At 61.5% G+C, this 24,902-nt stretch carries 24 protein-coding genes; 10 read left to right on the top strand and 14 right to left on the bottom strand.

Translation table 11 applies throughout. The features are described from left to right. Window positions 1–35: 35 nt before the first annotated feature. Entirely contained in the window at window positions 36–2,429 is a 2,394-nt protein-coding gene (locus tag FDP28_RS01610) for an ATP-binding cassette domain-containing protein (protein ID WP_144658868.1), read from the top strand. Window positions 2,430–3,178: 749 nt separating this feature from the next. Here FDP28_RS01610 and FDP28_RS01615 read toward each other — a convergent pair. The 6 genes from FDP28_RS01615 to FDP28_RS01640 all read right to left on the bottom strand — a co-directional run bounded on the left by FDP28_RS01615 (window position 3,179) and on the right by FDP28_RS01640 (window position 8,159). After that, complete coding sequence (locus FDP28_RS01615; protein WP_260842285.1) at window positions 3,179–4,273, bottom strand: Fis family transcriptional regulator; 1,095 nt, start codon at window positions 4,271–4,273, stop codon at window positions 3,179–3,181. Between the two features lie 400 nt (window positions 4,274–4,673). Beyond that, on the bottom strand, window positions 4,674–5,027 hold the full coding sequence (locus FDP28_RS01620) for a helix-turn-helix domain-containing protein (protein ID WP_144648897.1): 354 nt from the start codon (window positions 5,025–5,027) through the stop codon (window positions 4,674–4,676). Next, window positions 5,020–6,150 (bottom strand): tyrosine-type recombinase/integrase, encoded by a 1,131-nt coding sequence (locus FDP28_RS01625; RefSeq protein ID WP_144658870.1) that lies wholly within the window; start codon window positions 6,148–6,150, stop codon window positions 5,020–5,022. The genes FDP28_RS01620 and FDP28_RS01625 overlap by 8 nt, the downstream gene beginning before the upstream one ends. Before the next feature lie 163 nt (window positions 6,151–6,313). After that, window positions 6,314–6,964 (bottom strand): RNA polymerase sigma factor, encoded by a 651-nt coding sequence (locus FDP28_RS01630; RefSeq protein WP_144658871.1) that lies wholly within the window; start codon window positions 6,962–6,964, stop codon window positions 6,314–6,316. 225 nt (window positions 6,965–7,189) lie between these two features. Further along, window positions 7,190–7,618 carry a VOC family protein gene (locus FDP28_RS01635; protein ID WP_144658872.1) on the bottom strand — a complete coding sequence of 143 codons (429 nt, stop codon included), beginning with the start codon at window positions 7,616–7,618 and terminating at the stop codon, window positions 7,190–7,192. An 85-nt stretch (window positions 7,619–7,703) separates the two neighbouring features. Continuing rightward, window positions 7,704–8,159 carry a VOC family protein gene (locus tag FDP28_RS01640; RefSeq protein WP_144658873.1) on the bottom strand — a complete coding sequence of 152 codons (456 nt, stop codon included), beginning with the start codon at window positions 8,157–8,159 and terminating at the stop codon, window positions 7,704–7,706. 177 nt (window positions 8,160–8,336) lie between these two features. Here FDP28_RS01640 and FDP28_RS01645 point away from each other — a divergent pair, with 177 nt between their 5' ends. Together FDP28_RS01645 and FDP28_RS01650 are read left to right on the top strand one after the other, a co-directional pair. Further along, window positions 8,337–8,726 (top strand): DUF3054 domain-containing protein, encoded by a 390-nt coding sequence (locus tag FDP28_RS01645; RefSeq protein ID WP_144658874.1) that lies wholly within the window; start codon window positions 8,337–8,339, stop codon window positions 8,724–8,726. A gap of 73 nt (window positions 8,727–8,799) precedes the next feature. Then, on the top strand, window positions 8,800–9,078 hold the full coding sequence (locus FDP28_RS01650; RefSeq protein WP_144658875.1) for an Lrp/AsnC family transcriptional regulator: 279 nt from the start codon (window positions 8,800–8,802) through the stop codon (window positions 9,076–9,078). A 36-nt stretch (window positions 9,079–9,114) separates the two neighbouring features. On the opposite strand, the gene trpD is transcribed toward FDP28_RS01650, so the two are convergent. Further along, window positions 9,115–10,173: an anthranilate phosphoribosyltransferase gene (gene trpD, locus FDP28_RS01655; RefSeq protein WP_144658876.1), complete on the bottom strand. Its 1,059-nt coding sequence runs from the start codon at window positions 10,171–10,173 to the stop codon at window positions 9,115–9,117. A gap of 148 nt (window positions 10,174–10,321) precedes the next feature. On the opposite strand from trpD, the gene ctaE reads away from it, so the two are divergent. From ctaE to qcrB, 4 genes are all read left to right on the top strand, one after another. Next, window positions 10,322–10,960 carry an aa3-type cytochrome oxidase subunit III gene (gene ctaE, locus FDP28_RS01660; RefSeq protein ID WP_144658877.1) on the top strand — a complete coding sequence of 213 codons (639 nt, stop codon included), beginning with the start codon at window positions 10,322–10,324 and terminating at the stop codon, window positions 10,958–10,960. An 87-nt stretch (window positions 10,961–11,047) separates the two neighbouring features. Further along, the gene (qcrC, locus tag FDP28_RS01665) at window positions 11,048–11,836 is read left to right on the top strand and encodes a cytochrome bc1 complex diheme cytochrome c subunit (RefSeq protein WP_144658878.1); all 789 of its coding nucleotides are present in this window, start codon (window positions 11,048–11,050) and stop codon (window positions 11,834–11,836) included. A 96-nt stretch (window positions 11,837–11,932) separates the two neighbouring features. Next, window positions 11,933–13,003: a cytochrome bc1 complex Rieske iron-sulfur subunit gene (qcrA, locus tag FDP28_RS01670; protein ID WP_144658879.1), complete on the top strand. Its 1,071-nt coding sequence runs from the start codon at window positions 11,933–11,935 to the stop codon at window positions 13,001–13,003. Next, window positions 12,981–14,654 carry a cytochrome bc1 complex cytochrome b subunit gene (gene qcrB, locus FDP28_RS01675; protein WP_144658880.1) on the top strand — a complete coding sequence of 558 codons (1,674 nt, stop codon included), beginning with the start codon at window positions 12,981–12,983 and terminating at the stop codon, window positions 14,652–14,654. Before qcrA ends, qcrB begins: the two co-directional genes overlap by 23 nt. Before the next feature lie 130 nt (window positions 14,655–14,784). On the opposite strand, the gene FDP28_RS01680 is transcribed toward qcrB, so the two are convergent. Beyond that, a complete protein-coding gene (locus FDP28_RS01680) occupies window positions 14,785–15,573 on the bottom strand; it encodes a GntR family transcriptional regulator (RefSeq protein WP_144658881.1) in 789 nt (262 codons plus the stop codon). 157 nt (window positions 15,574–15,730) lie between these two features. On the opposite strand from FDP28_RS01680, the gene FDP28_RS20460 reads away from it, so the two are divergent. Beyond that, window positions 15,731–16,024, top strand: coding sequence for an HPr family phosphocarrier protein (locus FDP28_RS20460; protein WP_186313469.1), 294 nt, complete (start codon window positions 15,731–15,733; stop codon window positions 16,022–16,024). A gap of 110 nt (window positions 16,025–16,134) precedes the next feature. Here FDP28_RS20460 and FDP28_RS01690 read toward each other — a convergent pair whose 3' ends face one another. The 5 genes from FDP28_RS01690 to FDP28_RS01710 all read right to left on the bottom strand — a co-directional run bounded on the left by FDP28_RS01690 (window position 16,135) and on the right by FDP28_RS01710 (window position 21,303). Next, on the bottom strand, window positions 16,135–16,536 hold the full coding sequence (locus FDP28_RS01690; protein WP_144658883.1) for a cytochrome c oxidase subunit 4: 402 nt from the start codon (window positions 16,534–16,536) through the stop codon (window positions 16,135–16,137). After that, window positions 16,533–18,254 carry an aa3-type cytochrome oxidase subunit I gene (ctaD, locus tag FDP28_RS01695; protein ID WP_018777684.1) on the bottom strand — a complete coding sequence of 574 codons (1,722 nt, stop codon included), beginning with the start codon at window positions 18,252–18,254 and terminating at the stop codon, window positions 16,533–16,535. Before ctaD ends, FDP28_RS01690 begins: the two co-directional genes overlap by 4 nt. A gap of 10 nt (window positions 18,255–18,264) precedes the next feature. Next, window positions 18,265–19,134, bottom strand: coding sequence for an aa3-type cytochrome oxidase subunit II (gene ctaC / locus FDP28_RS01700; protein ID WP_144658884.1), 870 nt, complete (start codon window positions 19,132–19,134; stop codon window positions 18,265–18,267). 184 nt (window positions 19,135–19,318) lie between these two features. Further along, window positions 19,319–19,708: a HesB/IscA family protein gene (locus FDP28_RS01705; RefSeq protein WP_144658885.1), complete on the bottom strand. Its 390-nt coding sequence runs from the start codon at window positions 19,706–19,708 to the stop codon at window positions 19,319–19,321. A gap of 161 nt (window positions 19,709–19,869) precedes the next feature. Beyond that, the gene (locus tag FDP28_RS01710) at window positions 19,870–21,303 is read right to left on the bottom strand and encodes a dipeptidase (protein WP_144658886.1); all 1,434 of its coding nucleotides are present in this window, start codon (window positions 21,301–21,303) and stop codon (window positions 19,870–19,872) included. 115 nt (window positions 21,304–21,418) lie between these two features. On the opposite strand from FDP28_RS01710, the gene FDP28_RS01715 reads away from it, so the two are divergent. Continuing rightward, complete coding sequence (locus tag FDP28_RS01715; protein WP_144658887.1) at window positions 21,419–22,012, top strand: DUF3043 domain-containing protein; 594 nt, start codon at window positions 21,419–21,421, stop codon at window positions 22,010–22,012. A 59-nt stretch (window positions 22,013–22,071) separates the two neighbouring features. Here the strand turns inward: FDP28_RS01715 and FDP28_RS01720 are convergent, their stop codons facing one another. After that, on the bottom strand, window positions 22,072–23,151 hold the full coding sequence (locus tag FDP28_RS01720) for a quinone-dependent dihydroorotate dehydrogenase (RefSeq protein WP_144658888.1): 1,080 nt from the start codon (window positions 23,149–23,151) through the stop codon (window positions 22,072–22,074). A 68-nt stretch (window positions 23,152–23,219) separates the two neighbouring features. On the opposite strand from FDP28_RS01720, the gene FDP28_RS01725 reads away from it, so the two are divergent. Then, window positions 23,220–24,902, top strand: a complete 1,683-nt coding sequence (locus FDP28_RS01725) for an FAD-binding dehydrogenase (RefSeq protein ID WP_144658889.1) — start codon at window positions 23,220–23,222, stop codon at window positions 24,900–24,902.

Consider the following 24,902-nt stretch of genomic DNA (forward strand, 5'->3'; position numbering starts at 1 on the left):
CTGTTGGGCAGCGCCGCCCAATGGACGGAGAAACCATGACTATTGCTGCGGGTTCGGATACACAATCTCCTGAGCTGCACGTTGCCGATACCCATGACCTCATCCGGGTGCAGGGCGCACGCGAAAACAACCTGAAGGACGTCAGCATCGAGATCCCGAAGCGACGACTCACCGTGTTCACGGGGGTGTCCGGGTCCGGCAAGAGTTCGCTGGTTTTTGCCACCATTGCCGCCGAATCGCAGCGGATGATCAATGAGACTTACAGCGCTTTCGTCCAAGGTTTCATGCCCTCCCTGGCACGACCTGATGTGGATGTGCTGGAAGGGCTGACGACGGCGATCATCGTCGACCAGGAGCGAATGGGCTCGAACCCCCGCTCGACCGTAGGTACCGCCACTGATGCGAACGCCATGCTCCGTATTCTGTTCAGCCGGCTTGGACAACCCCACATTGGATCCCCGAACGCCTATTCGTTCAATGTCCCCACGGTGAAGGCCAGTGGAGCAATCACCGTCGAGCGCGGCGAAGGCAAGACCAAGACGGAAAAAGCCACCTTCAACCGGCTGGGCGGGATGTGCCCCCGCTGCGAAGGCATGGGTTCGGTCAGCGACTTCGACCTCACAGCGCTCTACGACGACAGCAAATCGCTCAACGAAGGCGCCCTCACCATTCCTGGTTACAGCATGGACGGCTGGTACGGACGCATCTTCAGCGGGACCGGTTACTTCAACATGGACAAGCCGATCGCCAAATTCACGAAGAAGGAACTGCACGATCTTTTGTATCGCGAGCCCACCAAAGTGAAGGTGGAAGGGATCAACCTGACCTACGAGGGCGTGATTCCGAAGATCCAGAAATCGATGCTTTCCAAAGACGTCGACGCCCTGCAACCGCATGTCCGCGCCTTCGTCGAGCGGGCCATCACGTTTACGACCTGTCCGGAGTGCGAGGGCACCAGGCTGAGTCCGGAGGCCCGGTCTTCCAAGATCAATGGCAAGAGCATTGCCGACGTCTGCACCATGCAGATCAGCGATCTCGCGGACTGGATCCGCCAACTGGACGAGCCTTCGGTGGCGCCGCTGCTCAAAGGGCTCCAGCACCTTTTGGATTCCTTCACGGACATTGGACTGGGCTACCTGTCGCTCGACCGTCCCGCGGGCACCCTGTCCGGGGGAGAGGCCCAGCGCACCAAGATGATCCGCCACCTCGGCTCGTCCTTGACCGACATCACCTATGTATTCGACGAACCCACCATCGGCTTGCACCCGCACGACATTGAGCGCATGAACCAGCTCCTGCTTCAGCTGCGGGACAAAGGCAACACCGTTCTGGTGGTCGAACACAAGCCTGAAGCCATCGCCATCGCGGATCACATCATCGACCTCGGCCCAGGCGCTGGAAGCGGCGGCGGCACAATCTGCTTCGAAGGGGATCTGGAAGGATTGCGGGGGAGTGACACCATCACCGGGCGCCACCTCGATGACCGTGCCTCCCTGAAGGCAAAGGCCCGTACCGCCAAGGGGCACATGGAAGTGCGAGGCGCTTCCACCAATAACCTCAGGAATGTGGATGTGGATATCCCCTTGGGTGTTTTGTGCGTCCTGACCGGCGTCGCCGGCTCCGGAAAGAGTTCACTGGTTCACGGCTCAGTGGCCAAACGTGACGGCGTGGTGGTGATCGACCAAGGTGCCATTCGCGGTTCCCGCAGGAGCAACCCGGCCACCTACACGGGCCTTCTGGAGCCCATCCGAAAGGCATTCGCGAAGGCAAACGGCGTCAAGCCGGCGCTCTTCAGTTCAAACTCCGAAGGCGCCTGCCCAACGTGCAACGGCGCGGGCGTTATCTACACAGATCTGGGCGTCATGGCCACGGTCGAGTCCACGTGCGAAGAATGTGAGGGAAAGCGCTTTCAGGCTTCTGTTCTTGAATACAAGCTAGGCGGGCGCAATATTGCAGAAGTGCTTGCAATGTCGGTGAATGAAGCCGAAGCCTTCTTCAGTGATGGCGACGCCCGCACGCCGGCAGCCCACAAAATCCTTGACCGCCTCGCCGACGTCGGACTTGGCTACCTGACACTGGGCCAGCCGTTGACGACTTTGTCCGGTGGTGAGCGGCAACGGCTGAAGCTTGCCACGCAGATGTCCGAGAAGGGTGACATCTACATCCTGGACGAACCAACCACGGGCCTGCACCTGGCGGATGTCCAGAACCTGCTGGGCATGCTGGACCGCCTGGTCGAGTCAGGAAAATCGGTCATTGTGATCGAGCATCACCAAGCAGTCATGGCTCATGCCGACTGGATCATCGACCTCGGACCCGGAGCCGGGCACGACGGCGGCAGGATAGTTTTCGCTGGATCGCCGGCTGAACTGGTGGCTGGGAAAGGGACGCTGACCGGCAAGCATCTAGCCGCCTATGTAGGCGCCTGAGAGCCGCTTCCACAGAGGTTACCGAACTGGCAGCGGGACGTGTTGGTGTGGGACGAGTTGGCGTCTGCTCCGGGCGCATGAAGTCCGCGTCGTAGGTTGAGTGCATGAAGGCACGGCTTGTTGATGAGCGAGACACAGTATGGGAATCGACCACCTCTGATTTTCGGGTCTTCCTGGTGGACGGTCATTCTGTGTCGGCTTTTAATCTTGATTCCGTGAGCCTTGCTGAGGCTTCAGCATGGGCCGGTGAGAACGCGCCTCCTAGCGTCAAGGTTTCCATCGCTTTGCGAGAAGTCGATGCTGCAGGGCAGCCTGGATTACGGTGGCTAGTTGGTCAGCCGGTATGAGGAAGAGGCGCTTGAGGCGGAATAACAACCATGAGGCCAGCACGAGTTGTCCATATCATGAGTCATGAGCACGCTTCCTAAGTCCTTGTCTCCAGTTTTAGCCCTGCTTCTGGCGGGCTGTGCTGGATCGCAAGCGGGGTCGTTTCAACGTTCCATCAGCGAGGACGACTCTTGGAATGTAGGTGCGATTCATCCCAGATATGACTCGCTGAGTCCCTGCGATGAAGACCCAAGTGTCGAAAGAGCAGTGGTAAGTGCAGATCTTCCGGCCTCGCATCTTGGGATCAGGCTCGTGCCTGGTTCGACAGAAGAGGATGCGGTACGTATCGCCGAATGCCTCGCCCGCGTTCTCTCTAATGGCGAGATATGGATCGCTTCGCCGGAATAGGCGCAATGCGTGGCCTAGTAGCCCCTGCGAAGAGGCAGCGATGGTTTGTCGTGACTTGAACTTGGTGCGTGGAGCGACGAGATGTATTCTATGTAGTTGGCCGAAGAGGCCAGTGCGTGGCGATCGATCGTGGCCGGGGCGTAGCCGAGAGCTTCGGCGATGATGGCCACCGGAGCGATTTTCGTAAGCTCGTGTAGGGTTCCGAGTCTGGCGGCCCGGCTGCTGAACGCGGCGCTGAGGCGCTGGGTGAGGGTTGAAGCGCGAAGATGCCGGCCGGGGGCGCCGCCGCGGAACACCCAGTTGCTGTTGGGGTGCGCTGCTGTTTGATCGTGGGTCGGGGTGGCTGCGAGTTCTCTCCAGGGCTCATCGAGCGGCGAGGTGAGTGCGATCTCGACGGCTCCGAAGGTGACCGTGACCAGATCCTCTGTCACCTTGACGTCGTGCCACGTCAGCTGGACGATGTCGGAAACCTGTTGGCCAAAGACCAGAACGAGGATGGCCGCTGCTCGGTCCCGCGGGCTCATGTCGGTCGTGTGGCTGAGGCCGCGGACGAGCTCTGCTTGAGCGGCTGCATCGAGTCTTGGGCTGGTGCCGCGACGGTGGGGCTGCAGCTTCAATGAGGGATCGATAAGGCTGGTTCTGGTGGCCCAGTCGAGGAAGCGTGAGGCAATGCCCCGTGTCGTTGGGCCTTCTGCCTGCCATCGGTCCAGGTGGGCTTGGGTCAGTGCTGCGAGTTCAGTGTCTCGTTCGGTGAGCCAGTTCAGCAGTTCGATGCCGACGGTGACTGATTGTTTGGCCCGCAGGAAGGTGCCTTGGGTGACCTCGTCCATCTGGTTCATCCGGCGCTGGTGGTGCCAGCGGATGTAGCGCCGGATGATGTCCCGATGGTTCTGGCTGGTGATCCGCTCGAGTGCCTGCTCGGCCCATTCAGCAAACCTTGCGCTGAGTTCATCGCGGCGCGGCAGCGCCTGGTGTTCGACGAGTAGTCCTCGGACGTATTCGCGCGTGCGGGATGCCGGTAGTTCGTCGAGGTGGGTGTGGGTGATCACAGGCGTGGCCGCCAGTTGCTGGAGGAAAGCGGTGACGTGCGGTTGCTGGATCCAGGTCATGCCACTGTTGGCCCGCTTCATGGATTTCAAGGCGGTGGCGACTGCCCGGAGCGCCGGGGAGGGTGGTTGGTTATCCGGTGGACTGAGGAGCCTGTCGACGGTGGCCGCGAGGATGCATGACCAGCATCGGTTCCCTGAGTGGAGTTCATCCTCGTTCCCGCATCCGATGCAGTCGATGTTGAGCTGGACTCCGGAGCAGCTTCGGCATGCCGGCAGCGTGTCGACGCGGCCGGGCAGGACACCCTCGTGACCGCAGGCGCAGGTGCCTCGGGTTCTTTTGGCCTGCTGGTAGCAGTAACCGCAGATTCCGCCGTCCGGCCAGCGGACCGCGATTTGATGGTGTTCACCGCAGCGTCCGCATGGTTCAGGCCATCTGACGGGGTCTCCGGCTTTTCGTGGCCTAGGCATCTTCATCCGGTGGCAGCACGCGGATCCGTCGAGCGATCGGCGCACCGGGGGCGATGCCAAGGTCCTCTGGCTTCTTCGGGGCGTTGGCGGTCTTCGCGGCGCGCATCTGCACGTAGGGTTCGAAGAGGTCGTTGGGCGTGCATTCCAGGATGTCGCAGAGCGCCGCGAAGGTCTGGGCTGGAATGCGTTCCGGCGTTCCGGTGACGAGCCGGTGGACCTGGGCGTTGGAAAGATTGATACCCCGGGATTTCAGCAGGGGGAGAAGCTCGGTGGTCTTCCAGAGGTTCCGTTGGGCCATCAGCTGACGAAGATTCCAGCGGTAGCCAATCCGTCGCTGTTCAGCCATGGCCGTTCCCCTCATTTGTGCCGCCGCTGCGCAGCCGCTGGGCGATCATTTTCTGGATGGTCTTCTGTTTGAAGTCCGCCGACACGGAAGTATAGAGGGCCGTGGTCGAGGAGTAGCTGTGCCCGACCTGCTGCTGGATAAACAACGGGTCGTAGCCGGCCTCGATCAGGTGCGTCACGTACGAATGCCTCAACGTGTGCAGGGAAAGTTCCTCCGGGAGCCCGGCGATTTTCCTCACCCGCTGGAAAGAGCGGTCAAAATTGCGGAAAACAGTGGAGCCGGAGCGTTCCGAGGGCCACAGGCTGGCTGACCGGTCGGCGGTGGGGAAACGTTTCCGGCCGTCAGGGGAGAGCCAATACTCAAGGAGCCCGACGACCCAATCGAATTCGGGGACAGTCAGAACCGTGCGTCGGCGGGGGCCTGAGCCCCTGGTTCCCTTGGCCCAGCGCACCTGGAGCGCCCCGAACCGGCCGAAAGACTCAACGTGCGGGTTGGGCCCGAAGTCGACGTATTCGAGCATCGCCAGCTCACGCCGCCGCAGCCCGTAGGCGTAAGCGACCTTGAACGCCGTCGAGTCCCTCAAGGCTGGAAGCCAGCGCTTGGATCCCTTGGCAAACTCAGTGTCCACCAAGTCGTCGGCGGCGTCGAAGAACGCCTGCAGCTCGGCCCTGGTAAACGCCCGGCGGCGTGCCGGCATCGCATCATCCGTTGTATGCCGGGGCGAGTTCCACTCGAATACGACCTGCACCGGGATGTCCGAGAAAACCCGTTCGCAGAACGCCGCCCAACCGTAGCGCCCATCAGTCAGGTATGAGCAGAACGCCCTGATAGCCCCGGAATTAGCCCGCAGCGTCGATAACGCCAAACCTTTCTCGGAGCTCCGCCGGTCCGCCAGGAACTCATCCACGTGATGCGCCGACCACGTCCACGGGTACTCATTCGCATGCTCCTGAAACCGCTGGACCGTCCCGCACGAGCTCTTGATATACGACGTCGACAGCCCGCGTGCCAGCATCTGCGCCCGCCAGCCATCTAGCATCGCTTCAAAGACGCGGTCCTCGGCACGCAGCAGCCCGACATTCACGTTGGTCAGAACGTCGCCGAGCCGCACGGCCTCGCGCATTCACTCGCGACAAGCCCATGGCGCTTCAGTACTGCAACGCCTACCTGAGCTGCGAAAACACGAGAAAGCGGGATGGGACGGGTTCTCTCATCTACTTCTACTCGTCCTTCTTTAACGCCGATAATCTACATTATGTCAAGTAGCGTTCTGGAGGCCTACCCTCTCACTGGGTCACACTGACCCTCAGGTAAGCGCTGCGCAACCCACGTCGCGCCCGAAAGGACAAGGCTGAGACAGCATTCGGGGTGATCCCCATCAGCTCGGCAATTTGAGCCGGCTTCATGGCTTCCACCTCACTGAACCAGAGCACTGATTGCCAGCGATGCGGCAGAGAACGCAATGCGTGGATCAGCGCTGCGGTCTCATCGGGATCCAGCACTGACTGGTCATCCCCAATGTCCTCCGGCAACGGAAACTTCACCGGGAAGGCACGCCGCGCCTGGACGTTTCGACGATGTGCCATCCGCCGGACGGTACTCAACAGGTAGCCCCTGAACGATTGCTTCGGACCGCCGCCTTCCATCAGTGCCTGAAAGACGGCCGCAAAAGCTTCACCCACGACATCCTCGGCATCTGACGGATTGTCCGCTTCCCTCATGGCGACGTAGAGCGCGATACCGCCATACCTGTCGAAGAGTTCTCCGAACGCGGCAACTTTGCTGGCCCGGACCTGGGCCATCAGGGCATCGTCGTCGCTCTCCCCAACCGAACCGTACCGCCCCCTCCCCCGTCGCGCGCCGACGGATTCAGGCGAGGGCAGGCGCTGCAGCTGCTCGTCATTGACTGCGGGATGTGGCAAGGCAGCAGTGGGCATGGTTCCTCTTCGGGCGCATTGATCAAGGGGTCCTTGAATCTAGGGCGCCAGAAACCAAGCTGACGGAAAATGCAGCTTTTTGCCGGGATTCGAGCGGTGGGCGCAGGATTTTGCGATGAGCGGCCACCAAGAGCTGCTAGCGGCGCACAAGGGCCCCGCTGGAACTTTCCAGCGGGGCCCTTGTGCGATGCGTCAGTTTGCCTGCGCTCAGTTGTGCTGCCGGGCTCAGCTCTGCTGCTGGGCTCCGGCGATATTCACCAGCCACGCTATGCCGAACTTGTCCACGCACATGCCAAAGACGTCACCCCACGGCGCGCTTTCGAGCGGCATGGTGACCGTTCCGCCGTCGACAAGTTTGTCCCAGTAGCCGCGAAGTTCAGCCTCGTCCGAAGACTCGCCGCTCAGCGATACGGAAATGTTGTTTCCCGGGTTGTACTCCATGCCGTTGGGCGTATCTGCGGCCATGATCGTCAGCCCGCTGGGCGAGACAAGCATGGCGTGCATGACCTTATCGGCTTCGGCCGGATCCTGGCTGGCCTGGTAATCGCCGAAGGTGCTGATATTCAACTCGCCGCCGAACACTGATTCATAGAAAGTGATCGCGTCACGGGCGTTGTCCCTGAAGGAGATGTAGGGATTCAAGCGGGAAGTCATGTGGTCAGTTCTCCTTATGGTTGTTGGGTGTAATTGCACGTCATCGTGCCTCGCGGGCGCCGGGCGTCAGCCCTCCCCCACAGTTTCAGTCGCCGTCGTACGCCTTTTGCAGGACGGCAAGGTCAAGTTTGCGCATTTTCAACATGGCCTCCATGGCACGTTGTGAACCTGCCGGATCCGGACCGTTCAGGAGTCCGGTCATGGCAGTGGGAACGATTTGCCAGGAAAGACCAAACTTATCTTTGAGCCACCCGCACTGGCTCTCCTCTCCCCCGGCAAGCAAAGCCTCCCAGTATCGGTCGACCTCCTCTTGGGATTCACAGTTCACCACCAAGGAAACTGCCTCATTGAACGTGAAATGTGGGCCTCCATTGAGACCCATGAACTGCCGGCCCTCTATTTCAAACTCGACCGTCAGGGCGGTGCCGTCCGGACCGGGCACTCCAGGGCTTATCGAAGAGTTGTCGAATATCGATGTGTAAAACTGTGCCGCTTCAGCCGCTTGGCCGTCGAACCACAAACAAGTAGAGATCTTCTGCATGCGCCACTCCTCGAAGAACGACGGGAACCGCGTGTCCCCCATCAGAGGCTAGTACCGTGAGTTCACTCACACAACGGGCCAGCATCGATTCTTCCTGGCGGTGGTGGAACACGAACCGGGCTGGCTGAACGGGGATCGACTTCGCGCCTGCGGGAGGTCCCGGATAGGGTCAAAGGCATGCCTTCGTCCACAAAGTCCCGGCTGGCAGCCGCCGCCGGGGATCTTGTCCTGATTCTTGTCTTCGCCGCCATCGGCCGGGACGCCCACGCCCGCGGAGACATCATCTCCGGCGCATTCATCACCGCCTGGCCATTTTTGGTTGGTGCACTGGTTGGCTGGCTCGTCCTCAGGGTATGGCGAACGCCCTTCTCCGTCTGGCCGTCGGGTGTGGCAGTGTGGCTGGGCGCTGTGGGCGTTGGGATGTTGCTCAGGGCCGCAACGGGACAGACCGTTGTCCTGCCCTTCATCATTGTTGCGTTGATCAGCCTGGGCGTCTTCCTGCTCGGATTCCGTGCCTTGTCCACCCTGATCCGTCGAGCCGCGGCCAAGCGGCAACACCGGGCGTGATCCGGACCGGGAACCAGAGGATGCACTAGGCTGGGAACCGTCCGCAACGATGCTTTTTTCGGAAAGGCCCCACGTGATCACCGCTTTCGTTCTGATCAAGACCGATGCCTCACGCATCCCGGAAACCGCCGAGCAAATTTCGGCCATCCAAGGCATCAGTGAGGTCTATTCGGTCACCGGCGAATGGGATCTCATTGCGGTCGCCAGGGTTTCCCAGCATGAAGAACTGGCAGACGTCATTGCCGACCGCCTGTCCAAGGTGCCGTCGGTGGTCCACACCACCACGCACATCGCTTTCCGTGCCTACTCGCAGCACGACCTCGATGCCGCCTTTGCACTCGGTTTTGAATAAGCACTGACCCACCCCCGGGGCCGGGTTAAAGCCCCATCAGCTCTGGCTGAGGGCCGTCCATTTCGCCAACACTTCGGCAGCCTTGCCGGACTCAATGGACTCAGCTGCCCTGTCGAACGCTGAGCGCATGCGCTCCAGCAAGCTGCCATCGGCCTGGAGATCGAAGGCCACCAACCCGGCGGCCGCGTTCAGCAGCACAGCGTCCCTGACGGGACCAACCTTCCCGTCGAGGACTTCACGAACGACGCCGGCATTCACGCTGGCGTCTCCACCGCGAAGGTCCGCCACGGTGGATGGCTTAATGCCAAGTTCCGCGGGACTGAAAACCTGCTCCTCCACGGAACCATCCCTGATTTCCCACACCGTGGACGGCCCAGTGGGCGTCAGCTCGTCCAGTCCGTCGTCACCGCGGAATACGAGGCCACGGCTTCCCCGCCGAGCCAGGACTCCGGCAACCAATGGCGCCATCCGCGCATTGGCCACACCCACAGCCGAAGCCTGCACATGGGCAGGATTGGTCATGGGTCCAAGGAAATTGAAGGCGGTTGGGACGGCGAGTTCGCGTCGGGGAACCGCCGTGTGCCTGAAGGACGGATGGAAAACCTGGGCGAAGCAGAACGTGATGCCCGCCTCTTCGGCATTGCGCGCCACCTGTTCGATGGAGAGGTCCAGCCGAACCCCGAGCGCCTCCAGGACATCAGCCGAACCCGATGTTGACGAGGCAGCCCTGTTTCCGTGTTTCACAACCTTGGCCCCGGCTCCGGCAGCAACAAGGGCCGCCATCGTCGAGATGTTTACGGTGTTGAGCCGATCCCCACCGGTTCCGACAATGTCGAGCTTTTCGCCCGATATGGAAATCGGGTTGGCGTGCTGGACCATGGCTTCAACCAATCCAGCAAGCTCTTCAACCGTTTCGCCCTTGGCACGGAGGGCTACAAGGAAACCGGCGATCTGCGATGGGGTTGCTTCACCGGACATGATCGTGTTCATGGCCCACTCTGTGTTGCCCACAGCAAGGTCGTCGCCGTTGATCAGTGCTGAGATGAGCCCTGGCCAGGTATTGCTGGCTGCAGGTGCCGATGCCGGAGAAGTCACTCCCTGATGCTATCGAGCCAGCCACGCCGATGACCAATGTGAACCACGCCGGGAACTTTTCCGCGCGATTTCGCGTCTTTGTAGAAAAAGTCTCCCGAATCGGTGGTTTGCATTGGGAACTCTGGACTTTTACAGACATAATGTCCTTGTGACATCTGCGACCCATGCCCCCAGTACCCCGGCGCACCCGACGCTGAACCGCCCTAACCTGGTTTCTGTTGGAACCGTTGTTTGGCTGTCCAGTGAGTTGATGTTCTTCGCCGGCCTCTTTGCCATGTACTTCACCCTGCGCTCCACATCAGGACTGATGTGGGCCGAAGAGACGGCCAAGCTCAACTTCCCGTTTGCGCTCGTCAACACCATCGTCCTGGTGGCAAGTTCCTTTACTTGCCAGATGGGCGTCTTTGCCGCCGAGCGGCTCGAACCCCGCCGTACCGGTGGGCTCTTCCAGTTCACCCGCTGGGGCATGACCGAATGGTTCACCCTCACGTTCATCATGGGTGCCTTCTTCGTAGCCGGCCAGACCACGGAATACGCCATGCTCGTCTCCGAGCACGTCTCCCTGTCCTCCAACGCCTATGGCTCCGCCTTCTACATGACCACAGGCTTCCACGGCCTTCACGTCATCGGCGGTCTGATCGCTTTCCTCTTCATTATCGGCCGTGCGTTTGCGGCCAAGAAGTTCGGACACTTTGAAGCGACGTCGGCAATCGTCACCTCGTACTACTGGCACTTCGTCGACGTCGTTTGGATTGGCCTCTTCCTGGTCATCTACGTCCTCAAGTAAGCCCGGCTTGACTCTTTTTCTACAAGAGGCAGAATTTCAAGAAGCGGCTCACGGAGCCGACGCAGGATCGAATAAAGGAACCACCACGTGAAGGCACTCTCGCAGAAGCGACGTCACCCATTGGCAGCAATTGCGCTGCTGCTGATGGGCCTCCTCCTCACTGGTGGGCTTTACGCCGTCGCCACATCTGTCAACCAGGCCAAGGCCGACACCACCAGCTACAGCGCCAGTGACGTAGAACAGGGCGGCAAGCTTTTCGCCGCCAACTGCGCCACCTGCCATGGCATGGGGGCCAGCGGAACCCAGGACGGCCCCTCGCTGGTCGGCGTGGGTGCTGCCGCGGTTGACTTCCAGGTTGGTACCGGTCGTATGCCCATGCAGATGAACGGCCCTCAGGCCCAGAAGAAGCCCGTCCAGTTCAATGAAGAGCAGACCAAGCAGCTCTCGGCCTATGTCGCATCCCTGGGTGCAGGTCCGGCCATTCCGGAAGAGCACCTGCTCGATGGCAAGGGTGACGCCGCAAAGGGTGGAGAACTCTTCCGCGTCAACTGCGCCATGTGCCACAACGCCGCTGCAGCCGGCGGTGCACTGACCCGGGGTAAGTTCGCTCCGGCCCTGGCAGATGTCACCTCGCAGCACATCTACGAGGCAATGGCTACCGGTCCCCAGAACATGCCCGTCTTCAACGACTCGAATGTCACCCCCGAAGACAAGCGCGACATCATCACGTTCCTGAAGACCATTGAAGCCAATGGTTCCCCGGGCGGCGCGGACCTCGGATCCCTCGGCCCGGTCTCTGAAGGCCTGTTCGTTTGGGTTGCCGGTTTGGGTGTCATCATCGCCTTCACGATCTGGCTGACGTCACGCACGTCCTGATCGGGACACAACAAAACTTCTGCTGCACAGTCAGCAGTTTGAAACTGAAAACAACTCGGCCCCGGTCGAGACAACGAGAGAAGGATGAGGCGAATTATGGGCAACCATAGTGACGGCAGTCCGAACCACTCGGGCACCGTAGCTACGGCTGGTCAGAATGAGGTGGAGAAGTTCCAGGATCCTGGTCTTCCTCCGCATCGTTTGCGCCTGGCTGACACGGACCCGGTAGCCGCAAAGCGCGCCGAGCGTCAGGTAGCCATTCTGTTTGGCACCTCTGTCATCGGAACGCTGGTCTTCCTGGTGGCGTACTTCGCCATTGACCTTGGCGACGACACCACCATTGCAACGATCCGCACGCAGAACCTCCTTCTGGGTCTCGGTACTGCCTTCGCAATGCTTGGTATCGGCACCGGCATCGTGCACTGGGCCAAGGCCCTGATGCCCGATCACGAAGTGTCCGAGGAACGCCACGCTATCCGTACGGAAGAGGACCGTCAGGCTGCAGTGCGCATCGTCGACGACATCGTCGAAGAGACCGGCATCAAGCGCCGTCCGCTGATCCGCAACACCCTTCTTGGTGCTGTCGCTTTGGCTCCCCTGCCTGCTCTCGCCATCTTCGGCGACCTGGGTCCGCGTCCGGACAGGGCACTTGCGCACACCATGTGGGCTCCTCAGGACGGCAAGCTCAAGCGCCTGACCCGCGATCCCGATGGCACCCCTATCAAGGCATCGGATGTCACCATCGGCTCGGCCTTCCACGTAATTCCCGAAGGCCTCAACGAGCTCCACGAAGGCAAGTTGAACGAAAAGGCCAAGGCCGTTGTTCTCCTGATGCGCCTGGACCCGAACTCGCTGAACCCCTCCGAGGGCCGTGAAAACTGGAGCTACAACGGAATCGTTGCCTACTCCAAGATCTGCACGCACGTCGGTTGCCCTGTTGCTCTCTACGAGCAGCAGACACACCACCTTCTGTGCCCCTGCCACCAGTCCACCTTTGACCTCACGCAGGAATGCAAGGTCATCTTCGGACCGGCCAGCCGTCCGCTTCCGCAGCTGCCCATCGCAGTTGACGCAGAGGGCTACCTCGTCGCTACCAGCGACTTCAGAGAACCTGTAGGACCGAGTTACTGGGAGCGTGACGAGCATGAGCGCCTCATCAACAGCTGAAGCCCCCTTCGTTCCGAAGACCAAGGTTGGTAGCTTTACCAACTTCGTAGACGAGCGTGTGGGCGGCTCCGGCATCCTGCGTGAGTTCGGCCGGAAGGTCTTCCCCGACCACTGGTCGTTCATGTTCGGTGAGGTGGCGCTGTACTCCTTCGTCATCCTGCTGATGTCGGGAACCTTCCTGACCTTCTTCTTCGACCCGTCCATGGCAGAAACCCACTACCAGGGTTCCTACACGCCGCTGTACAACGTCGAAATGTCTGTTGCCTACAACTCATCGCTGAACATCTCCTTCGATGTCCGCGGTGGCCTGTTCATGCGTCAGGTGCACCACTGGGCAGCACTGCTGTTCGTGGCATCGCTGGGCGTGCACATGCTGCGCGTATTCTTCACGGGTGCTTTCCGTAAGCCCCGCGAAATGAACTGGGTTGTCGGTGGCGTTCTGCTGATCCTGGCCATGGCTGCCGGCTTCACCGGCTACTCCCTCCCCGATGACCTGCTCTCCGGCAACGGCCTGCGCATCATCGACGGCGTCATCAAGTCCATCCCGGTCATCGGAACCTACATCTCCTTCTTCCTCTTCGGTGGGGAGTTCCCGGGAACGGCCATCATCGGCCGTCTGTACGTACTGCACATCCTGCTTGTACCTGCACTGATCCTCCTGATGATCGTGATCCACCTGTTCATGGTGGTTGTGCACAAGCACACCCAGTACCCTGGCCCGGGCCGCAACGACGGCAACGTCGTCGGTTACCCCCTCGGTCCGGTTTATGCTGCCAAGGCCGGTGGCTTCTTCTTCATCGTGTTCGGTGTCCTGGCACTCATGGCAGCGGCCTTCACCATCAACCCGATCTGGAACTACGGTCCCTACGACCCCTCCCCTGTTTCCGCAGGCACCCAGCCTGACTGGTACATCGGATTCGTCGACGGCGCACTGCGCCTCATGCCCGGCGTGGTCAACGACTTCCACTTTGAGTGGATTGTCTTCGGACACACGCTCACGCTGAACGTGCTTCTTCCGGCCCTCGTACCGGCAGGAATCATCTTCACCGTTCTGTTCACCTACCCGTGGATCGAACGCTGGGTAACCAAGGACGACCGTGAACACCACGTTCTCGACCGTCCCCGGAACGCCCCCACGCGTACTGCCATCGGCGTTGCAGGTTTCACCTGGTACTGCGTCATGTGGGCCGCTGCAGGTTCGGACCTCATCGCCACCCACTTCCACGTGTCCCTGAACGACGTGACCTACTGGCTGAGGACCTTGTTCTTCATCGGCCCGGTCATCGCGTTCATCGTCACCAAGCGCATTGCCCTGGCGCTCCAGCGCAAGGATCGTGAAATCGCCCTCCACGGCCGCGAGACCGGACGCATTGTGCGCCTCCCGCACGGTGAGTTCATCGAGGTCCACGCTCCGCTGGACGAATACAAGCGGTACAAGCTTGTCGGCTTTGAGTCACCCGCTCCCCTGCCGGCACAGCCGAACGAGCATGGCGTAGTAACCCGCAAGGAGAAGCGCCGCGCAGCACTGTCCCGCTGGTTCTTCGAAGACCGCGTTGCTCCAGCAACTCCCGCGGAACTCGAAGCAGCCCACTCGCACGGCCACCACGAGGCCATTGCAGCTGGCGACGAACAGAAGAGCCTGAGCCACTAGCAGCTCGGAACTCAACCACAAGAGGGGCCCAGTCCACACGGACTGGGCCCCTCTTTTGTCTTGTCGTGATGATACGCACGGCACCCCCTGGAACAGGAGCAGCACACACGGAGCCCATCACGGGCTTGTACTACTGGGTCCGGTACCCCGAGGCGTAGTTCCGGGTTGGGCGCACACCGGGCCGTTGCAGGGGAATCCAGAGCTTGTACCGGTCGGCACGGTAGTACGACACCGAGTAGTCCACCATGGCGCGGGCAACGAACGCGTGCCGCTGTATCTTCAGCAGCGGGGAACCCACGTCAACGTTAAGCAGCCTGGCAGTCGAAGGAGAGGCCGCGGTGGCTTCGATCATGTCCTCGCCCCACTCCATGACAAGGCCGTATCGTTCGCTCAGCACGTTGTACAGCGAGGTGGGAGGCGCCTCGTCGAGAAGCCCCGGGACACGGTGCGCAGGGATGAAGTTCTCATCCACGCTCATGGGCTCGTTGTCGGCCAACAGAAGCCTGCGGAAGCGCACCAGGGGTGTCCCCTCGTCCAGCTGGAGTTCGCGCGCCAGAAACGCACTCGCCGCAATCTGCTCGAAGCTGAGGACCTTGGCAGCCGGCACCATGCCACGACGCTGCATTTCCTCGCTGTACGACGTCAGCTTCACCTGCAGATCAAGCTTTGGCTTCTTGACGAAAGTCCCCAGGCCCACAACACGCTCAATGACTTCCTCTCCAACCAAGGCATCAATCGCTTGGCGGACGGTCATGCGAGCGAGCCCAAAGCGTTCGGAAAGGTCCCGCTCGGACGGCAGGGCTGAACCGGGCGGACAGGATTGCGCGATGAAGGTTCGCAGGATTTCACGGAGCTGGACGTAGATTGGCGTGTTGCTGGATCGATCGATCTCCCCGGCAATGCCCGCGGCGTCAGCCACGACAGTAGTCCGCCATGTAAGTCATGGTTCTAGGATAATTCAGGGACACCTCAGGTCTAGACCAGCGAGGGCCCAAGTTGTTAGGCGCCGGGCGCTGGCCGCTACGCTTGTAGGGATCATTTTTCGGCGGGGTGACCGCCTTAGCAAAGGAGCTGGCTTGCCGCAGCACAAAGCATCGGTTGCCGCAGAAATCGGCCTGCACGCCCGGGCGGCGGCAGTCTTCGTACGCGCTGTCACTGAAACAGGACTACCGGTAACCATCCGAAAAGCTGACGGACATCCGGTCGACGCCCGCTCGCTGCTTGAGGTCATGACGGAAGACTTCGAACACGGCTGCGAAGTCTTCTTGGAGGTCGCTCCCGAGGCCCTGACGGACCAGCAAACCATCTCGGAGGCCAACAACGCATTGGCAGCCCTTTCCTCCGTCCTGGAGGCCCCTGAGGCCCGCTGAGCCGGCCCCATGAATCCGGCGCCGGCGGGATTCATGAATCAGATCTGAAATGGAACAAAAAAGGATGGGCCCCACCTTTCGGTGGGGCCCATCCTTTTCAAAGTGAAGAACTAGTGGGCGTGGTCGCCGCGGCTGTACTCAAAGACCCAGCCAACGAGTGCGACGAGCGCCAGGCCGCCGGCCACGTAGGTGACCCAGAAACCAACGGCCAGGCCGAGGAATCCGCCAGCGCAGGACAGACCGAGGACCAGGGGCCACCAGCTCCAGGGGCTGAAGTGTCCCTGCTCACCAGCGCCTTCGTGGATCTCTGCATCAGGACGGTCCTCCGGACGCATTCCGATGCGCTTGCCGGTGAAGCCAAGGTAGGCACCGATCATGCCTGCGAGCCCACCGACCAGCAGGATGCCGAGCACGCCGACCCACTCGGACCATTCGGTCAGGAAGCCATATGCGATGGCTACTGGCACGAAGAAGAAGACTCCGGCCCCGAAGAGCCACGATTCAATTTTCATTTACTGACGTCCCTCTGGTCGGCGTTACCCAAGACTGCTGCTGCGGGTGACGGAGCCTCGGCGGTGTGCACCTGGGCCAACTCCGGGTGGTGGAGATCCAGGGCCGGGCGTTCGGAGCGAATACGGGGCAAGGAGGTGAAGTTGTGGCGCGGCGGCGGGCAAGAGGTTGCCCATTCCAGCGAAGCACCAAAGCCCCACGGGTCATCCACTTCAACCTTCTTGTTGCTGCGCCACGTGATGTAGACGTTCCAGAAGAACGGCAGCAGTGATGCACCCAGGACGAAGGAAGAGATGGTGGAGAACTGGTTCATCCACGTGAAGTTATCCTGCGGCATGTAGTCGGCGTAACGGCGCGGCATACCTTCAACACCGAGCCAGTGCTGGATAAGGAACGTGCCGTGGAAACCGAGGAACAGGAGCCAGAAGTGGATCTTTCCGAGACGCTCGTTCAGCATCTTTCCGGTCCACTTGGGCCACCAGAAGTAGAAGCCTGCGAACATGGCGAACACGACGGTACCGAACACGACGTAGTGGAAGTGGGCCACCACGAAGTAGGAGTCGGAAACGTGGAAGTCCAGCGGCGGGGAAGCCAGGATAATGCCTGTCAGGCCACCGAAGAGGAAGGTCACCAGGAAGCCGATGCTCCAGAGCATGGGCGTCTCGAAGGTGATGGATCCCTGCCACAGCGTGCCGATCCAGTTGAAGAACTTCACACCCGTGGGTACTGCGATCAGCATGGTCATGAAGGCGAAGAACGGCAGCAGCACCGAGCCGGTGACATACATGTGGTGGGCCCACACCGTCACGGACAGGGCAGCGATGGCAATGGTTGCGTAGACAAGGCCCTTGTAACCGAAGATCGGCTTCCGGCTGAAGACCGGGAAGATCTCGGAGACGATGCCGAAGAACGGCAGGGCGATGATGTACACCTCGGGGTGGCCGAAGAACCAGAACAGGTGCTGCCAGAGAACGGCGCCACCGTTTTCGGGATCGAAGATGTGCGCACCGAAGCGGCGGTCAGCGCCAAGGGCGAAGAGGGCTGCAGCCAGCGGCGGGAAGGCCATGAGGACCAGGATTGCCGTCACCAGGGTGTTCCAGGTGAAGATCGGCATACGCCACATGGTCATGCCCGGGGCACGCATGCAGATGATGGTGGTGATGAAGTTGACAGCACCGAGGATGGTGCCGAAACCGGAGAGCGCAAGTCCGAAGACCCACAGGTCACCACCGACACCAGGGCTGAATGTCGTGTTCGACAACGGCGCGTAGGCGAACCAACCAAAGCTTGCCGCACCCTGCGGGGTGATGAAGCCGGAGACTGCAATGGTGGAGCCGAAGAGGAAGAACCAGAAAGCCAAAGCGTTCAGTCGGGGGAACGCAACATCCGGTGCACCGATCTGCAACGGCATGATCACGTTGGCGAAGCCGGCGAACAGAGGCGTTGCGAACATCAGCAGCATCACGGTGCCGTGCATCGTGAACATCTGGTTGTACTGCTCTTTGGTCTGCAGGATCTGCATACCGGGTTCGAACAGTTCTGCACGGATCAGCAGCGCCATGACGCCACCGAGGCAGAAGAACACGAACGACGCGATCAGGTACATGTACCCGATGGTCTTGTGGTCCGTGGAGGTGATCCAGTTGACGACGATGCGTCCCTTGGATTTAGGAACTACGGGAGCCTCGAGGGTCCCGGCGGATTGAGTGTAAGTAGCCACGTCGCTCCCCTTACTTTTCGTTCAGGTTCGGATTGCGGTCGTATTCCGCACCGAGCAGGCCCGTGTTGCCATCCTGGCGGAGCTTGTCCATGTGGGCCTTGAACTCAGACTCGGAGACAACCTTGACGCGGAAAAGCATTTCGGAGTGGTATTCACCGCAAAGTTCAGCACACTTGCCATCGAAGGTGCCTTCCTTCGTCGGGGTGAACCGGATGTAGTTGGTCTTGCCCGGGATCATGTCGCGCTTCTGGAGGAACGCGGGGACCCAGAAAGAGTGGATGACATCGCGGGAGTTCAGTTCCAGGTCAACGGACTTGTTGACCGGCAAGTACAGCGTGGGGAGCAGTTCCTTGTCGACCTCGTTGCCGGTCAGGTGCGCCTGGACGCCAGCCTCGTGGAGGTCCTCGGTGATGACCTGGCCCTGCTTGTAGTTGAAGTCCCATGCCCACTGCTTGCCGCGGACATCAACGACGACGTCGGCCGGCTGTGAGCGGTCATCGATCGCACGCTGGTCCTGGTCGGTGAAGTAGAAGAACACCAGAACCATGAACAGCGGGATGGTCAAGTAAAAGACCTCGAGCGGCAGGTTGTAGCTGAGCTGCTTGGGGAATCCCGTGGTGCCCTTGCGGCGACGGTAAGCAATGATGCACCAGACCAGAAGGCCCCACGTGATGATACCGACTGCCAAAGCGGCGATCCATGAGTTGACCCAGAGGTCCATGATCCGGTCAGTGTGGTTGGTAGTGCCGCGCTCTGTAGGCAGCCAACCCTTCTCTACCTCTGGTGAACATCCGGTCAAAACCAACGCGCCGGCGAGTGCCAAGCCAGTGATCGAGGTGATCTTTATGCGTCGGCTGCCGGTTCGGTTCTGCGAACTCACAGACGGCCCTTCCTCTTGTTGCTGTCTCCCGGCAGGCCGAAGGCTCACCGGGCACACTAAAAGTTTTACTACCCGATGTAGAGCTTACCGCTATCAGGCGGTTTTCGCGCACATGTCAGCGCCGTGGCTCCGGATGCCTTTAAAGCAACCCGCAAGTGGCGCCGACATGCGGCGATGGCTCACATCAGTGGAACGAATCACCGCAGGCGCAAGACCCGCCGGCGTTCGGGTTGTCAATGGTGAAGCCTTGCTTCGAAATGGTGTCCTCGAAGTCGATGCTTGCGCCGCTGAGGTAAGGGACACTCATCTTGTCCACAATGACCTCAACACCGTCGTAATCCCGCACAGCGTCTCCGTCGAGCATCCGCTCGTCAAAGTAGAGCTGGTAGATCAAGCCGGAGCAGCCGCCAGGCTGGACTGCAACGCGCAGCCGAAGGTCGGTGCGCCCTTCCTGTTCGAGGAGGCTGCGGACCTTGCCTGCCGCCACGTCGGTCAGGTTGACCTCGTGCGTGGGCAGCTCGTCGTTGGCGACGACCTGTGTTCCGGTGCTGTTTTCGTTGGTTGCAGTGCTCATTGGCCTACCTTCTTATGAAGCTTCTGGCGGCGGCGCCGGGACGCTGCCTGCCCTTACCCAATTACATACGGGTTACAGCTAATGCTACGTCGCGCAGACGCTTAGCTATAACTCCTGACGTAACCACGGACAGCATTTCCTTGTTCCCGGCCGAACGGGTCCTAGGCGCCCAGCCCCTCGGCATTCAGACGCGCAAGCATCAGGGCCTCGGCCAGCACAGCATGGCGGAAGTCGCCGATGTGCAGGGATTCGTTGGCGCTGTGGGCACGGGAGTCAGGGTCCTCCACACCGGTCACCAGGATCTGAACGTCCGGATACATCTCCATGAGGTCGGCGATGAACGGGATGGAGCCACCGATTCCCATCTCGACGGGCTTGACGCCCCACGACTCCTCCAAGGCCCACAAAGCCACCTTCGCAGCCCCGGAAGTCGTGTCGGTGGCAAAAGCGTTCCCCCGCTCCCCCGGCGTAAAGGTCACCCTGGCACCGAAGGGGGCGTTCGATTCCACATGCTGCTTCAGGGCCTCCATGGCAGCTTCGGGGTCCTGACCCGGCGCAAGGCGCATGCTGAACTTTGCCCGGGCCGCGGGGATCAAGGTATTGGATGCGACATCAACCGCCGGGACGTCCATACCGATGATGGACAAGGCCGGCTTGGTCCACAGGCGCGAACCGATCGTGCCGCTCCCGGCGAGCCGCACGCCGTCGAGCACTGACGCATCCGCGCGGTAGTCCTCCTCGGTGAGGTCGACCGCAACGTCGTCGCGGGCCGCCAAGCCGGGAACCGCCACGTTGCCGTCGTCGTCGTGGAGAGTCGCAATCAGGCGCGACAACAGCGTGGGAGCATCCAGGACCGGTCCGCCAAACATCCCCGAGTGGACAGCGTGGTCCAAAACCCGGACTTCGAACGTTCCGTCCACCAAGCCACGGAGGCTGGTGGTCAGAGCCGGGACGCCCACCTTCCAGTTGCTCGAGTCGGCAACGACGATCACATCTGCCCGCAGCAGCTCCTGGTGCTCCTCAAGGAAGGTGCCGAACGTCGGCGAGCCGGCTTCCTCCTCACCTTCGAAGAAGAAGGTCACACCGAGACCGAGGTCCTCGCCGAGGACCTTGCTGACAGCACTGTAGGCTGCCAGGTGCGCCATGATGCCGGCCTTGTCGTCAGCGGCTCCGCGCCCGTAAAGGCGTCCATCCCGCTCCTCTGCCACGAACGGTTCGGACCTCCACAGAGCCCGGTCCCCCGGCGGCTGTACATCGTGGTGGGCGTACAAAAGGATGGTGGGTTTTCCTTCCGCCGCTGGTCGACGGGCGACGACGGCGGGACCACCGGGGGTCCCGTCGGCTTTGTCGCACCTGAGGATCCGGACGTCGGTCATGCCGGCAGCCTTGACCAGCGACGACACGGCCTCGGCGCTTCGATCCAGTTCCTTGGGGTCGAAGCTCGGCCATGCAATGCCTGGAATCGAGACGAGCCCGCGCAGGGAATCCATGGTGGAGTCGAAGGACTCGTCAACCGCCGTGGCCAGTGCCTCGACCGGGATGTCGCCGGAGTACTGTTGCTTGTTCTGCGGGGTGTCCGCATGTGCTGAAGTCATGGCCCACACTTTACCTCCGGCTGGCCGGCCATCCCGGGATGCCCGACCGGGCACCGAAGAGGCATCGACCGGGACGACGTAACCTGCGCCACCTCGCTGAGGGTATTCTGTATGGGTGTTCGGACGTAAAAAGGAAGAGCCCAGCGCTCAGTCAACAGTAGACCAGGCCTACGCCACCGCCCCGGCGCCGGGCGCCGGCAAGGGCGCCCCTACGCCCAAGCGGAAGGACCAGGAAGCCGCCCGGAAGCGCCCTCTTGTGCCCACCGACCGCAAGGCCTCGAAAGCGGCAGAACGGGTGGCTATCCAGGATCAGCGCATGAAGATGCGGCAGGCATTGGATACCGGTGATGAGAAGTACCTCCCCTTGCGCGACAAGGGCCCTCAGAAGCGGTACGTTCGCGACTACGTCGACGCCCGCTTCAGCCTGGGCGAATACCTGATGTTCGGCGCTTTGCTGTTCGTGGTCATTTCCTTGATCATTCCGCCGACCAGTGCCGGGATCAGCTACGTCCTGGTGGGCTTCTGGATCATGTTCCTCGCTGTCTTCGTGGACGTTTTCATTCTTTCCCGCAGGCTTCGCAAGCAGTTGACTGCGAAGTTCGGCGAGGTCGAGCGGGGATCAGTCTGGTACGGCTGCATGCGCGCCCTCCAGTTCCGCAAGCTTCGCCTCCCCAAGCCACAGGTGAAGCGCGGCCAGTACCCGGCCTAGAGCCCCATTGACAAGAAGACCCCGGACCACTGGTCCGGGGTCTTCTGCTTTGAGAGGCTTTAGCGGGACGCCCGCTGCCGCAGCTTGACCAGGCCTTTGTTGATGCGGGATACCCAGAACGGACCCTCATACAGGAAAGCCGTGTACCCCTGCACCAGTGTTGCTCCGGCATCGAGGCGATCCTGAACGTCGCGGGCGGTCTCGACGCCACCAACGGCAATCAGCACAAGCTCATCACCCACAGCATCCTTGAGCCGCCGGAGGACTTCCAGGGATCGCTGCTTGAGCGGAGCACCCGACAAGCCACCGGCCCCGAGGGCCTCGACGTGTGCGGGGTCGGACTTAAGACCGGCCCTGGAGATCGTGGTGTTGGTGGCGATGATTCCATCCAGCTTCAGGTCCAGCGCGAGACGGGCGACGTCGTCAACGTCTTCATCGGACAGATCCGGAGCAATCTTGACGAGCAAGGGAACGTGCCGTCCTGCAGCTTCGTCGGCGGCGTCACCGACGGCCCTCAGCAGCGGACGCAGCGTTTCAACGTTCTGCAGCAAACGCAGGCCCGGCGTGTTCGGGGAGCTGACGTTTACCACCAGATAGTCCGCGGCAGGAGCCAGGCCGCGCGCACTGATCAGGTAGTCTGCCGTGGCGTCGTCCAGGTCCACGTTTTTGGTCTTGCCAATGTTGACGCCGATGATCGGCCGCGACTGCGGGTACAACCTCTGCAAAGCAGCCCGGGCGGACTTGAGCCTCGGCGCAACGGCTGCGGCGCCGTCGTTGTTGAATCCCATGCGGTTGACCACGGCACGGTCTTCGATCAGGCGGAACAACCGGGGTTTGTCGTTGCCCGGCTGGGCCTGGCCGGTAATGGTGCCAACTTCGACGTGGCCGAAACCAAGGTCGGCCAAAGCCTCGATACCGTGGCCTTCTTTGTCGAAGCCGGCCGCCAGCCCGAACGGCGACGGGAAAGTGAGGCCGAAAGCCTCTGTCCTCAAAGAGGCATCCGGGGCGCTCAGCCGCGCCAGAATCCGGCCGGCGCCGGTACGGTGCGCTGTCCGGATCGCCTGGAAACCGATCTTGTGGGCTTTCTCGGCATCCATCCAGGAAAAGGCCAACTTGAAGAATGTGGGGTAAACACGCATACTCCTAGTTTTGCCGGTCCGGGACCGCTGGCCAAACCCGTGACCGCAGAAGCCGTTAGCATGTACGCATGCCGCTGGAAGATAGTGACGCACATCATGGACCCCGGCGCGTTTCTGCCGACATCGCGGTGGTTGGTGCCGGATTGTCCGGACTCGTCGCGGCCGCGACCGCCTATGCCGCCGGCAAGAGCGTTGTGGTGCTGGACCAAGAGCCGGAAGCATCAGTGGGAGGCCAGGCGCACTGGTCCTTCGGCGGACTCTTCATGGTCGATACCCCGGAGCAGCGCAGGCTGGGCGTAAAGGACAGCCCCGAGCTCGCCCTGTCCGACTGGATGGCTTCTGCAGCCTTTGATCGACCGGCGGATGGGCACGCACGGGCCTGGGCGGAGGCCTACGTCCATTTCGCCGCCGGTGAGAAAAGGAGTTGGCTCCGTAACCTGGGCGTCGGCATTTTTCCGCTGGTTCAGTGGGCCGAGCGGGGTGGGTACGGTCCCCAAGGTCACGGAAACACGGTGCCCCGATTCCACGTCACTTGGGGAACGGGACCGGCGCTTGTCCAACCGTTCCTCGCAAAGGTGCAGGAAGGCGTCGCTGCGGGAAAGGTGCGGATGTTCTTCAGGCACAGGGCCGCTTCCTTGACGACGACGGCGGGCCGGGTCACCGGCGTGTCGGGCCAGGTCTTGGAATGGTCGACGGCGGTGCGGGGCCAGGAGTCCTCGCGGGTCGCCGTCGGCGAGTTCGAGGTGAACGCCGGAGCGGTCGTGGTGACCACGGGAGGGATTGGGGGCAACCACGATCTCGTGCGTCGGCAATGGCCAGGTGGGTCAGCGCCGGCCTACATGCTCAGTGGCGTGCCCGCGTCGGTGGACGGTGGGTTCCTTCCGGCAGTGCAAGCAGCAGGCGGAAGATTGATCAACGTTGACCGGATGTGGCACTACCCCGAGGGCATCCACAATTACGAGCCTGTGTGGCCCAAGCACGGAATCCGGATCCTCCCGGGACCTTCGTCTCTGTGGCTCGACGCCGAGGGCAGCCAATTGCCGGCCCCGCTCTTCCCGGGTTTCGATTCCCTGGGAGCGTTGCGCCATATTCTCGCAACCGGCCACGGCTACTCATGGTTCGTCCTGGACAGAACCATCGCCCTCAAGGAGCTGGCTCTTTCCGGGTCTGAACAGAATCCTGACCTCACCGGCAAGGACGTGAGGCTCCTGGCTTCGCGCCTGAAGCCGGGCACCGACTCCCCTATCCAACGTTTCCTGCAAAGGGGCGAAGACTTCATCGAGGCCACATCGGTGCGGGATCTCGCCGCGGGGATGAACCGTCTGGCTCAAAACCACCTGATCGACGCCGGCACCCTGGAGGCGTTGGTGGACGCCCGGGACCGGCAGGTGACCAGTGGCCTTGGAAAGGACCCACAGCTTGCCGCGATCAGGGCAGCCCGGCGCTTCGCCACCGACAAACTGATGCGGGTCGCACCCCCGCACCGCCTGACTGACCCCAAGCACGGTCCCTTGGTTGCGATCCGTCTCTCGGTCCTGACCAGGAAGAGCCTCGGCGGCCTTCAAACAGACCTGGGCTCAAGGGTATTGGGCGTGGAGGGGGAAGCGGTTCCGGGTCTTTACGCAGCCGGGGAGGCTGCCGGGTTCGGCGGAGGAGGCATCCACGGGTATCGGGCGTTGGAAGGTACGTTCCTTGGCGGCTGCCTCTTCTCGGGCAGGGCTGCAGGGCGGAACGCCGCGGACGGTGTCTAA

This window comes from Paenarthrobacter nicotinovorans, from assembly GCF_007670255.1.
In the GTDB taxonomy this organism is placed as follows: domain Bacteria; phylum Actinomycetota; class Actinomycetes; order Actinomycetales; family Micrococcaceae; genus Arthrobacter; species Arthrobacter nicotinovorans_B.